This window comes from Henriciella mobilis (assembly GCF_003576315.1).
Lineage (GTDB): Bacteria > Pseudomonadota > Alphaproteobacteria > Caulobacterales > Hyphomonadaceae > Henriciella > Henriciella mobilis.
This window is the reverse complement of sequence record NZ_QWFZ01000024.1, coordinates 43,093-55,760: the sequence shown is the minus strand read 5'-3', so window position 1 is coordinate 55,760 and position 12,668 is coordinate 43,093. Positions and strand designations below refer to the sequence as shown.

The following is a 12,668-nucleotide window of genomic DNA, read 5'->3' as shown; positions in this document are numbered from 1 at the left end:
CGCTCGGGCGAGTGTCGGCGCCCGACACGTCGGCCAGACCGGCACCCTCCCCGATCCCTATAAACACGACCCGATCGACACCGACGCCATCGTCAGCGCCGCCAATCATCTGAGCACGGGGCGGGGGATCAGGCTGGCGGGAGGTTAGGCGAATCCGCTACTCGACTCCCAAAGCGAATTTTGATCGTGTGCGGAAGAGCAGTTCTGGGTGGAGGCTTTATTGGCGAAAGGCGTATTCGTTCACCGGGCAGATTCGATTTATGATGATTTTCCGGAAGAGCAGTACCAGTTTCCAAAACGCTATCTAAATCGCGCGAACCAATTCGTCGGCGACTGGATCGTGTACTATGAACCGCGTGGTGGGGGCGGACGACTAGGGTACAACGCGATTGCAAAGGTTGCGGAGATTATTCCGGACCCATCTGCCGATGATATGTTTATAGCCATCATCGAACCTAATTCGTATCTGCCGCTAGAAACCTTTGTGCCCTACCACTCAGAATTAGGCTTCTTAGAGAGCGAACTGGAAAAAGAGGACGGATCGCTCAATCAGGGCAAAATTCAGTGGGCTATTCGTCCGATTTCTGACCAAGATTTTAATCGAATACTCGCCAGAGGGCTATCCGCCGAAGCTGATTTGCTCCCTCGCACCGATATTGGTGAGCCTGAACAACCTGGCTTCCACGACGCTCCCGAACCGTTTGTGTATGACTATGAACGCGAGCGCATCGAGACGAAGACAAATAGGCTCGTTCGGGACCGAGTTTTTCGACGCCTAGTTCTAAATGCGTATGACAGACGCTGCGCATTCACCGGTCTTCAGCTCATAAATGGTGGAGGCCGCGCAGAAGTGGAAGCAGCGCACATTAAAGGCGTAGCTGAGAATGGTCCCGACACGATTCGAAATGGTATCGCGCTGTCGGGCACAGTGCATTGGATGTTCGATCGTGGGCTGCTTTCTCTAACCGACGACTATAAAATCATGATCTCGCGACAGATTAACAACCGTGAGCAAATCGAAAACTTGATCTATCCATCGGGCTTCGCGACGGTTCCGAAAGATCCGAGAGAGCGCCCGCACCCTAAGTACTTGCGATGGCATCGGGAGCGGTTCAAAAGTTAGCCACTCCTTGGTGGACGTCCCAGCCACACCTGCGTGGAGGGTGACACTCGCAACCCGGCGAACCGACGAAAAGTGGAAAGGGGGATGGGGCAAGATGCGTTGGTTGGTCGTACTCGCGCTATTTGGAATGACATCAGTCATGCACGCAAGCGTGCCAACGGAGCCGATTGATGATTTCGTCGCCTCTGAAATACCCGTGTCGGGAACGCCAGGTGTAGCTTATGCCGTGGTCGAAGGCGGTGAGATCTATTCCGGCGCACGTGGCGAAATTCTGACCGGTAGTGGCAGGCGGATAAGCCGCGACACGCCGTTCGTGATCGGCTCGATATCCAAGAGCTTCACCGCCGTGGCCGTGATGCAGCTTGTTGAAGCCGGCGAAGTCGATCTCGATGCAGGGATATCGCAATATCTCGAGGCCTTCTCGGACAGCCCCGGCGCATCCGTCACGATCCGGCAGTTGCTCAGCCACACCAGCGGGTATTCGACCTTTCAGGGCAATGACACGCTGGGCGACCGCTCGCATGGGGCTGACGCGCTCCAGCGCCAGGCCGAGCGCATTGCCGCGTGGGAGCCGGCCTATCAGCCCGGTGCGAGATGGGATTACTCCAATGCGAATTACTATGTTCTCGGCGCCCTCATCGAGACTGTGAGCGGGCGCGACTTTGCCAGCTATATCGAGGCGGAAATCCTCGAACCGGTCGGCATGGCGCAGAGTTTCGTCGCTGACGGTGAGACTCATGACGGGATCGCGAGAGGCCACACACCGTGGTTCGGTGGGAAACGTGCGGTACCTGCGAGCGCCACTGATCGGATGTCAGCGCCGGTTGGCGGCGTGATATCGACCGCCCGCGATACGGCGCGATACCTCGCTGTCTTGATGAATGGCGAAGACGACATCATCAGCGCGCAGAGCAAATCAGACATGACGCGCCCGGCAAGCGATGTCGCGCCCTTCTACGGCTTTGGCTGGTATCTCGATGCCGATGACGGGACCGTGTTCCATTCGGGCCTCACCCCCGGCGTGGAAACGCTCGCAATTATGGTCCCATCCGAGCAGAAAGGCGTTGTCATCCTGCTCAACTCAGGCAGCGGCATGGGGTTTGGAGAAAACGCCGACCTCATCAACGGCATAAGCGCCAGAGCGCTCGGGCTTGATGAGACGGGCGACGACGGGCGATGGGGCCGGAAGGCCCTGTTCGCCTCGTTCGCCCTGCTGCCTCTGCTGTTCGTTGGAGGCATCATTGTCGCGTGGCTTCGCCGTTCCGGCCTTCGCGCCAAGGCTGGCGTTTCAGGCGCCTTCAGCCTCTGGTTTCCGCTGCTCATGACGCTCGCGCTGGCATGGACCACCATCTTCCTTATCCCGCAGCTCTTCGGCGTCTCGATTGGGACACTGGGCAGATTCTCGCCCGATCTGGCGTTGGTTCTCGTCGCAACAGGCATCATCGGTCTCGTCTGGGCGATCTTTCGCCTGGCCATATTCTATAGTGCCAGCTGCCGGCCGATCGAACCGACTAACCACTCCTGACACACCCCTGTCAGCAGCGCCCCCTTTACCTCCCCCCGCCCTTGCCCCATCTTCTGCGGCATGGCTCCTCCCCCTGCTTCCGGCGTGCGTGACGCCTCTGCGACATTCGACTGGTCCGGCGCCGCGCGCGATGCGGCGGGCGGGCTGCCGTCCGACAACTGGACGCCGCACCGGCCTGACCGGCAGTGGGAGAAGATCGAGGGCGGCAAGCGCTTCAAGGTCGCCTCGGAATACGAGCCGGCGGGCGACCAGCGTACCGCCATCCCGGAACTCGTCGAGGGCATCCAGAATGGCGAGCGCGACCAGGTCCTCCTCGGCGCGACGGGCACCGGCAAGACCTTCACCATGGCCAAGGTCATCGAGGCGGTGCAGCGCCCGGCCCTCATCCTCGCGCCCAACAAGACGCTCGCCGCGCAGCTCTATGGCGAGATGAAATCCTTCTTCCCGGACAATGCGGTGGAGTATTTCGTCTCCTATTATGACTACTACCAGCCGGAGGCCTACGTCCCGCGCTCGGACCTCTATATCGAGAAGGAATCCTCCATCAACGAGGCCATCGACCGGATGCGCCACTCCGCCACCCGCGCCATCCTGGAGCGCGACGATGTGATCATCGTGGCGTCGGTGTCGTGCATCTACGGTATCGGCTCGGTGGAGACCTACACCTCGATGACCTTCAAGCTCGAGGAAGGCCAGCAGATCGACCCGCGCCAGGTCGCCGAGAAGCTCGTCGCGCTGCAATACACGCGCAACGACACCGCCTTCCAGCGCGGCAGCTTCCGCCTCAAGGGCGACGTGCTCGACATCTTCCCGGCCCACTATGACGACTGCGCCTGGAAGCTCAGCTTCTTCGGCGACGAGCTTGAAAGCATTGTGGAATTCGACCCGCTCACCGGCAAGAAGATCCAGGACCTGCCGGCCATCAAGCTCTACGCCAACAGCCACTACGTCACCCCGCGCCCGACGCTGAACAACGCCATCAACTCGATCAAGGCCGAGCTGCGCGAGACGATCGCCCACTTCGAGAAGCACAACAAGCTGCTCGAGGCCCAGCGCATCGAACAGCGCACCACCTACGACCTCGAAATGATGGCCGCCACGGGCTCCTGCAACGGCATCGAGAACTATTCGCGCTACCTCACCGGCCGCAAGCCGGGCGAGCCGCCGCCGACCATGTTCGAATACCTGCCGGACAACGCCCTCGTCTTCGTCGATGAGAGCCACCAGACCGTGCCGCAGATCGGCGCCATGTTCAAAGGCGACTTCAACCGCAAGTCCACCCTCGCCGAATACGGCTTCCGCCTGCCGTCGTGCATCGACAACCGCCCGCTGAAATTCCCCGAATGGGAGGCGATGCGCCCGCAAACCATCCACGTCTCCGCCACCCCCGGCCCGTGGGAGCTCGACCAGACGGGCGGGGTGTTCACCGAGCAGGTGATCCGCCCGACCGGCCTCGTCGATCCGCCGGTCGAAGTGCGCCCCGTCACCGGCACCAAGGAGAACGGCAATATCAACCAGGTCGACGACCTCCTGGCCGAGGTGAAGGACGTCGCCGCGCGCGGCATGCGCTCGCTCGTCACCACGCTGACCAAGAAGATGGCCGAGGACCTCACCGAATACCTCCACGAACAGGGCGTGCGCGTGCGCTACATGCACTCCGACATCGACACGGTGGAGCGCATCGAGATCATCCGCGACCTGCGCCTCGGCGAGTTCGATGTGCTGGTCGGCATCAACCTGCTGCGCGAGGGGCTCGACATCCCGGAATGCGGCTTTGTCGGCATTCTCGACGCCGACAAGGAAGGGTTCCTCCGCTCGGAGACCTCGCTGGTCCAGACCATCGGCCGCGCGGCCCGCAATGCCGAGGCGCGCGTCGTGCTGTATGCCGACAAGGTCACCGGCTCGATGCAGCGCGCCATGGACGAGACCGAGCGGCGCCGCGAGAAGCAGATCGCGCATAATGAGGAACACGGCATCACGCCGACCACGATCAAGCGCGCCGTGGCCGACATCCTCGCCGACCTTGGCGAGGCGCGCGGCGGCAAGTCCCAGCAGCTCAAGGGCGGCAAGTCCCGCCGCACGGGCCGCGGTGTCGCCGAAGACAAGGCGCCGAAGCTCGAACCCGGCGCGGGACACAACCTGCAGGCCGTCATCGCCGACCTCGAAAAACAGATGCGCGAAGCCGCCGCGAACCTTGAGTTCGAAGAGGCGGCACGGCTCAGGGATGAGGTGAAGAAACTCCGCGAAAGCCGCGAAGGGCTGGAGATGGGGCTTTAGGGGCTTAATTTGATAAAAAGTTGGCGCAGATAAGCTGAGCCAAACCCAAATTGATACTGTTGCGCATTCGTTTCTCTACCCATAACGTCATTGTTGAGGGCTGTCCTCAACATGAGGTTTTATAGGGGAAGGGTGTAGCCAGAGGGCCGCGCCCGCTAAAAATATACAAAATTCCAGTATGTTAGAAAGAAGAGCTCTTTTGGCCTATGGGGCCTCAAAAGCAATCTCTTCTTCAGCAAAACACGACAAGTTTTCAATACTGGTTCCCATATTTCGCGCCATGGGCCAGTCAAAGTCCGGTACGGTTTTCGACACTCGCGAGGTCTCCAGACTCCTCTCGGACCAGTTCGGATTGGACGCTCCCGAAGATTTGATCAATTATTGGGTGGGTTCGCTGCTAACTCACCACATCATCGAACAGGCTCAGTCGTTAGATTCGGGTGACGCTTTGTATGTTTGGTCGAACGCGACTGAAAGCAGTGAAATAGAGGCCCCCGAAGACGAAAAGCTCGGCCAGATTGCAAATTCGTTTGAAGATTTTCGTGCTGAGCAAGACGATCTACTGCTCGCGCAAAAAGATATCGATATAATTTCAATAATTCACGATGAACTTATAATTGAACTCACTGACACAGTCAGCTCAAACGGCAAACATGATAGCGAGCAATCGTATATTTTTGGCCGTTTTACCGAATGGCTCGCCAACAACAGACCAGACGAATTTGAGTATCTTTCAGAAATTCGCCATCAGGCGATAATGGTTGAGCTCATACTCAACCTTTTTGACAGCTCAAACAAGAATATAAAACTCAATCTACTAAACATATACTTGGACTCTCCCATTGTCATGGACTTAGTCGGCTTGTCGGGGCCGGATCGAAAGCGACATAGCGAATTTCTTGTGAAATCCGCATCAGATGCTGGAGCAGTTTTGCTTATTGCGGATCCGCATTTGGATGAAATTTATTCGAACATAGACGGTGTTCTGAACAACTTACCTCATAATCGGTACGGCCCAACCGCCGAAGCATTGCGACGCGGAGAACTCTCGGAAGATACGATTGGGTTGATAAGAGGGGCGCTTCCTCGACTTATTGAAGATGCTGGCGTGAAACTTGACAGCTCCATTGAGCATCATGTCTCCCGCTCTCCACTCAACGAAGACTTTTCCGGCAGACTCTATGGTAGAATTCAATCCTATTATAGGAATCTCGCCGCCTGCGAACGCGATATCCAAGTAGTTCGGGGGGTTATGGGACGGAGGGGCCCCAAAGGCTACATGCGCCTCGCCGATGCCAAAGCAGTATTCGTTACGCAAAACTCTATTCTGGCAAATGTCTCGAACAGCTTGGCCGGCCAGGAACTGAACTACAGAATTGGCGCCGTTCCTTTAGTGATCGCTCGAAGCCGATTCTCTGCGATGATGATGTCTTTATTCGGCCTTCAGAAAAGTAAGGAGATATCAAAGCTCGATTTGCTGGTCGCGGCACGCAGCGCTATCAGTTACAATCCAGGAGTACTTGAGGCTATCGCTGCCAACATTAAAAAAATGTCGATTGATGGGCGGGATGACATTGTAGCCCTGCTGAAGGACGATGACTTTGCGCGCCTCATTATGGACACAACCAAAGGCGTTCCAGCTAACGCAACGGCTGGGATAACAAACGAGATCATCCAAAGAGCAAGGCACACAATCGCCGAAGACGTTAAGGGCGAAATTGAAGCTCGTTACAAATCGTCGAACGCTCGGTTCAAGCGGCAAGCAGAGCAAGAACAAGCAGAAAGAAAGAATGCCGAAAATCGTGTGCTAGAGCTTGAAGAAGCAACTAAGCACTCAAGCGAGCAAGCTCGGCGTGAGCGGCGAGAAATCGTGGGCCGAGATTACCGGAGAGCCATTCCCTATTTGCGATCCATCCAAATCGCAGAAGAGAAAGCCAAGGTTGAGTATTTTGGGCTGATGTTCCTATTAGCTGGTTCTATATCAGCAGCAACAATTCTGTTCGACGGTTATCCAAGCCCAAAGCCCGCTTACCTGTTCGCCATTAATGCCGTAATCGTGGTGTTTTTAACTTACGTAAGCGTTTTCAATAACCCTCTGAAAACTCTTTATTCAAAACTTAGGACTGCGGACAAAAGGAACCGATTGCGTGAGTATCTTTCTGTAACTCGGATACCAGACCACATATCCAACATAACGTCTCTACGCCTTGCACACCGGGAGGCACTTCGCGCACAATTCTAAGTGCGCTTTGGTGAAAGAGATAAGGAAATATCCACCCCCTCCCAAACCACCCCCATACTTTCCGCCATGATCACACAGGGGTTCATCGAGACGGGGCTGAACGCCATCCGCGACGCGCTGTTGGCGGCGGCGGATCGGGCGGGGCTGACGCTGGCGGAGACACATGTCACGCACCATGCCGCGCGGCGGTTCCGCTCCACCGTGCGCCAGCTGGAAACCCTGCTGCGCCGCCTCATCGTCCTGATCGCCGCCGGCCTCGACCTCGCGCCCGAGCCGCCGCGTGCCCCTCACCACACCGATCCGGTCATCCTGGCGAAGGCCGGGCCCTCAGGCCGCGAGTCCGGCCATCCGGACACGCCCCGCCCGAAAACACCCCGGCCCTACCATTTCGCCCTGACGCCAAAAGCCGGCTTCGACCCGGACAAACTGATCGCCCTGCGCGAACGCCAAAAAGCAGGCCTGGCGCAATCATACCGGAATTGTACTGGAATCAGACCGCTTCTGGACCGTTTCCAGACCCTGATGCGCCACCTCGACAAGCCCGAGCGCCTCGCCCGGCGCATGGCGCGCCACCTTGCCCGGCTGCGGGCCGCTGGTGAGCCGCGCCCGATCTGCCCGCCGCCGCAGCACACACACCGGCTCGGCCACGAGCTCGGCGTGATCGCGGATTACCTGCCCTTCGCCATCGGTGACGCGCTGGCGGGCTGGTACGATACGAGCTGACGGGGCGGGCGCGGCCTAATCCGCGCACCAGTCCACCTGGCGGCCCTCGTCCAGCGGCCGGGCCAGGCCCTCCTTCGACAACAGCCAGCCAATATGCGTGCCGTCCAGATAGACGTGAGCACGCACGCGCCCGTACCTGTCTGTTTCTTCGGGCAAAAACGTGACCTTGCTGCCCGCCTCGAAGAGCGCCCGCGCGCGGGTTTCGACCGCGCGGCCGAGCGCGTCTTCCGCCGCGCACTGGGCGGCATTGCCGGTCTCCGGACTGTCCCAGCCGATCAGCCGCAGCCGGACCCGCTCCTCCCCGCCGGCTGCATTGAGCCGCCGGAGTTCGAACGTGTCGCCATCGACCGCCAGCAGGTCTCGCACCGACGCACTGACACAGGTCGTCTCCGGGTTGTCGCAGAGATTGGCCGGCTTCTCATATCCGCCCCCGCCGCTGCAGGCGGTTGAAAACACGAGGAAAAACGCCGCAGCCCCCGCTGCCCGCCGGCGCATCCTGGGGCGTCCCGCCCGGCTCAAAACCGGTAATAGGATTTGATGGTCACCGTCACCGAAATGCTGGACGCGCCCGGATCCGGCTTCGGATTGAGCATCAGGCAGGCTTCATCGCCGCCCTGGGTCGATGCAGCGATCTTTCCGGCGATCTTGGAGGGCGAATAGCTCGACCCCAGCGCGGCCAGCTGCAGCTCCCGGCTCGTCATGATACTGTCGGCAGAGGATTTTTTCACGAAGGCGCCTTCGACCGCGCCGCCGCTCACCGCGATGTCAGCGACGAGTTTGCGGTTGGCGAAGTTCGGCTTGTAGCAATACTGGTAGCTCTGGCTGGCATTCACGCGGACCGTCTCGTCCTTCACCGCCGTCTGCGGGAAAACGGTCGCCCGGGCGCCGAGCCAGAGAATGCCGACGATGGCAATTGTGCCGATAAAACCGCCAATGCCGCCGCCCGATGTCTTTTCGCTCATGATCCCCCCCTCCTCCTCGCTGAGAACTATAATGCCAGCAACAGTCAGGGCTTATATTATGACGCCCGAAAAGGCCGGATGGCAAGCCATGGCGGGGCTTTTGAGGGTGTCCACAGGGCTGGCGGGCCAATCCACAGCCGGGCGTCAAACCTGTGAACAAATCCAAAAATTAACCTTGATCCCTCTCGACTCACCCCCGTTTTTGAGAGATCGTTTCGGAACGCCAACGAAGTCCGTATGAGGAGCAAACCTCAGCTGCGGCGCGAAGGCGAAGCACATCGCCCCCGATACGTCGGCCGGGCCAGGAGCAAAGCGGTGAGAGCCGTTGCGCAAAGGGCCAGGCAGAGGCGGCGGGATAAAGCAGGCGATGTCCGTGAGGCAGGGTCCGGACCTGCCACAGCGGTGCTGTAAGCCGTGACCGGAGCGCGATACCGAAGCACGGCGCCAAAGGCAGATGTTTCCCGGCTGGGAAGCAAGTCGGCGGCAGGCCAAAGGCAGAAGCCCCTTTAACGGGACGACTTGCCGGCGGCGGGCAAAGGGAAACGATGGTGGTGTCAAAAGCCGCGAAACGCCCTGGAGCCAACGATTGAAGGCGCGCAGGCCCGACGGGCCCAAAACCGGGCCGGTGCGTCATGCAATCGATACGGGAGTCTGACCGATTGCCGCGAGCGGTGCACACGCAAATGGCAAAAGGAAAAGGCGCCCGGGTGTTCTGAACCACGGACGCCTCATTCGCTGTCACAAGTGTCTGAGTATGACGATTCGGAACACAGTGGAAGGCGCGATTTGCTCTCTCACGAGCGAAGTCGCGCCTTTCTTTTTTTGATTTTGGCGCAAGGGAACTGCCGCTGGCCCCCTTTCCCTGCCTTTCCATCCCGTCTACAAGATCGCCCCGCCTGCAATCATGACCCCAGAAGGGGCCTCGGGGAGCAAGAAAGCATGTTCGAGCTTGTGGCGCTGCATGAGTGCGATCCGCGCCAGGTCGCAGAATTCCTGACGCTCAACCGCGAGCGTTTCCGCCCCTACTCTCCTACCCGGTCGGACAACTATTTCACACGCGAACACTGGAAGGCCGCATGCAAGCTCGCCAAGGTCGAGTGGCGGGAAGATCGCGCCTACCGGTTCTGTATCGTTCACCGGAATGAAAGCGTGATTGGCAAGATCGATCTCGACCGCATCGTACGCGGCCCCTTCCAGTCGGCCACACTTGGCTACATGCTCGACCGTCGCCATGAAGGCCAGTCGGTGATGCGCAGGGCGCTCCAGGACGTACTCGAACTCTCGTTCGGGGAATTCAACCTGCACCGCGTGGAAGCCGCCATCATGCCGGACAATCAACGCTCCCGTTCGCTGGCGGCTCGGCTCGGCTTTCGCGAAGTCGGCCTCGCGAAAGCTTATCTTGAACTCGATGGGGCTTGGCGCGATCACATCCTGTTCGAGATCCTGAAGGACGATTTCTCGCCTGAGACGGGAGAAATGGCCTGAAAAGTGTCCCGATCCGGGATTCCGCCCAAAAAGCGCCGTTCAGGGGACATTAAACCGGTATAATGTATGCATATACGGGTTGACCGTCCCCAAGCCGCTCGCCCTAATGGCGGGGCTGGGGCCTCTGTTTGCCGCGACTTTTAGGGTCGCGGCGCTTGTGGAAAACGCGTAGATTGGCCGCCATGGACGCAAAAGACCCGAAACATCCGGAGCATCTCCCGACGGTGACTCCCGTCCGGAACAATGCCGGAACCCCATCGGAGCACCTCCGAAGCCTTTCCGATGCGCGCCAGAGCGGGCGCAGCTTCCTCTGGATCGGCCTCGCGGGCGCCTTCGCCTGGTGGATCGCTGCCTTTGGCGGCGCGGTTGCGCTGATGGGGCTCGACCAGTTGTCGACCTATTCCGCTGCGGTGATTGGTGCGGGCTCGATCGCGCTCGCCATCCCCGGCCTGATGATCCTGATGGCAGGCCTGCTGGCGCGTGAGAATGCGCGCGCCGCCTCGACCAATGCTGTCGTGCTGGAAGCGGCGGCCCGCTTGCTGATGCCGATGCAGAGTACCGGTGAAGATGGCGCGCTATTTGCCGACCAGATGCGCCGCAGTGCCAGTGAAGTCGACCGCTCGATGGCGCATGCTCTGTCATCGATGAAGGCGATGTCCGCGGAAATTTCCGATGAAAGACAGCGCCTTGAAAGCGTCTCCTACGTCACAGCCGACAATGCCAAGGAGCTCTCCAAACGCCTGCACGATGAGCGCAAGTCGCTTGAGACACTGGCCGCCGACATCCGCAAGCAGACGGAAATGATGAGTGAAGCGATCCCACGCCAGGCCGCCCAGATGCGCGATTCCGCCCGCGCAGCCGCTGCCGATATTGCGCAGGCCGACCAGGCCCTGGAAGTGCGGCTTGAAAACCTCGATTCCGCCAGCTCCAAGCTGTCCGAGAAGGTGAACTCGCTCGACACGATGTCCATCGAGGCCGCCAAGCGCAGCGAGGAATTGATCTTCGCCGTCGCGCGGATGGAGGAAAAGCTCGAACAGTCCCGCAAGATGGTCGAACAGGCGCTCCGTGCCGGCGAAATGGTTGCCGCCAGCGCACACACCACGGGGGACCGGCTGACCGAAGCTGTCAATTCAGCTCTCGACCGCGCCAAGGCCGCTTCCCGGGATATCCAGGCAGAGGCGCTCGAAGCATCCGAACGCGCTGCCGCGTCTCTGTCCCAGCTGAAAGCTGCGGGCCTTGAGGCTGCACAGGCGGTTCGGGCTGCGCGGGCCGAGGCAGATGCCGAGCATGCCCGCCGCGCAGATAATCCGCCCGCAGGTCCAACAACAACACCGACGGAAGACTCCGCCTCGCGCAGGGCCCAAATCCTCGCCTCGTCGCCAGGCCTGCCGAGCGCGCCGTCAGGGTGGCTGAAGCCCAAGAAACCGGCGACGTCGCAGCCCAAGCTCGAAGACGATGATGTCTTCGAGGATACGCCCCAACCTGAGAACACAGCGCCCGAGGCTGGTGACGACGACCTGTTCGAAGGGAGCAGCGCGTCACGTTCCCAAAGTAACGAGTCCTCCCACACCTACAATGAGGACGACTTCGGCCAGCAGGCCGGGGCTGCGGACAATGAGAACGAGGATGCCAGCGCGCCCGCACCAGAGGACCGCGACGAGCCATCCGGGCAAAACCAGCCTCTCCAGTTCTTCCGCCGCCGCACGGACCGCCCCCCCTACCTGAAGCCGGTTGGCGGCAGCCAGGCCGTAAACCTTGCCGCCGCCGAAGAGCCTGAACCGGACGATGAGGAAGATGAAGCTGCTTTCGCAGAGGCTGAGGCCGAGACTGAAGAGGTCGCCGAGCCCGAGACGGACGTAAAGGCTGAAGCCGAACCGAATACCGCGCCGCAACAGCACGCGGCAAAGCGCTCCGACAGCCAGCAATGGAGCGACATCATCGCCGACATGGAGCGCGATGAGCATCCGACCATGCCACGCGAGGAAATCGCCGAAGAGGTTATTCACCGCCTCATGGACTCCGGCATTCGCCTGGGCGAAATCTTCCGTCCCCGTGACAAGAAGAAGATCGCCAGTGCGTCCCGCAAAGGCGAGGGCCTGCGCCGCAAGGCGATTAGCGATGCGGCTTCACGCCAGGTCCAGCGGGTTCAGAAGCGCCTCGACGTGGATAGTCAGCTGATGCAGATGTCGCGGGAGTTTCTCGTCATGGAAGAACCGGACGCCCTGATGGCGCTCGACAAGACCTGCCGGTCCTCCAAGAATGCAAGCGCGCGGCTTTCCGCATTCCTGCTCATTGACGCTGCCCTGGGATAAAGGCCATTCTGGCGGTCAT

General features: G+C 59.9%; 9 protein-coding genes. 7 read left to right on the top strand and 2 right to left on the bottom strand.

The genetic code is table 11. The features are described from left to right. Window positions 1-220: 220 nt before the first annotated feature. The 5 genes from D1227_RS13485 (at window position 221) to D1227_RS13465 (ending at window position 7,890) form a co-directional block, all read left to right on the top strand. Window positions 221-1,123 (top strand): HNH endonuclease, encoded by a 903-nt coding sequence (locus D1227_RS13485; RefSeq protein WP_119405047.1) that lies wholly within the window; start codon window positions 221-223, stop codon window positions 1,121-1,123. A gap of 139 nt (window positions 1,124-1,262) precedes the next feature. Then, window positions 1,263-2,648, top strand: coding sequence for a serine hydrolase domain-containing protein (locus tag D1227_RS13480; protein ID WP_119405046.1), 1,386 nt, complete (start codon window positions 1,263-1,265; stop codon window positions 2,646-2,648). A gap of 60 nt (window positions 2,649-2,708) precedes the next feature. Continuing rightward, window positions 2,709-4,925, top strand: coding sequence for an excinuclease ABC subunit UvrB (uvrB, locus tag D1227_RS13475; protein WP_119405012.1), 2,217 nt, complete (start codon window positions 2,709-2,711; stop codon window positions 4,923-4,925). 178 nt (window positions 4,926-5,103) lie between these two features. Continuing rightward, window positions 5,104-7,167 carry a DUF4670 domain-containing protein gene (locus D1227_RS13470; RefSeq protein ID WP_147373312.1) on the top strand — a complete coding sequence of 688 codons (2,064 nt, stop codon included), beginning with the start codon at window positions 5,104-5,106 and terminating at the stop codon, window positions 7,165-7,167. A 66-nt stretch (window positions 7,168-7,233) separates the two neighbouring features. Further along, window positions 7,234-7,890 carry a hypothetical protein gene (locus tag D1227_RS13465; protein WP_119405010.1) on the top strand — a complete coding sequence of 219 codons (657 nt, stop codon included), beginning with the start codon at window positions 7,234-7,236 and terminating at the stop codon, window positions 7,888-7,890. 15 nt (window positions 7,891-7,905) lie between these two features. Here the strand turns inward: D1227_RS13465 and D1227_RS13460 are convergent, their stop codons facing one another. Further along, complete coding sequence (locus D1227_RS13460; protein WP_119405009.1) at window positions 7,906-8,385, bottom strand: thermonuclease family protein; 480 nt, start codon at window positions 8,383-8,385, stop codon at window positions 7,906-7,908. Between the two features lie 20 nt (window positions 8,386-8,405). Further along, entirely contained in the window at window positions 8,406-8,852 is a 447-nt protein-coding gene (locus tag D1227_RS13455; RefSeq protein WP_119405008.1) for a hypothetical protein, read from the bottom strand. A gap of 939 nt (window positions 8,853-9,791) precedes the next feature. Here D1227_RS13455 and D1227_RS13450 point away from each other — a divergent pair. Together D1227_RS13450 and D1227_RS13445 are read left to right on the top strand one after the other, a co-directional pair. Next, window positions 9,792-10,337, top strand: coding sequence for a GNAT family N-acetyltransferase (locus D1227_RS13450; RefSeq protein ID WP_119377220.1), 546 nt, complete (start codon window positions 9,792-9,794; stop codon window positions 10,335-10,337). Window positions 10,338-10,519: 182 nt separating this feature from the next. Further along, window positions 10,520-12,649 carry a hypothetical protein gene (locus tag D1227_RS13445; RefSeq protein ID WP_119405007.1) on the top strand — a complete coding sequence of 710 codons (2,130 nt, stop codon included), beginning with the start codon at window positions 10,520-10,522 and terminating at the stop codon, window positions 12,647-12,649. The last annotated feature ends 19 nt before the right edge of the window (window positions 12,650-12,668 follow it).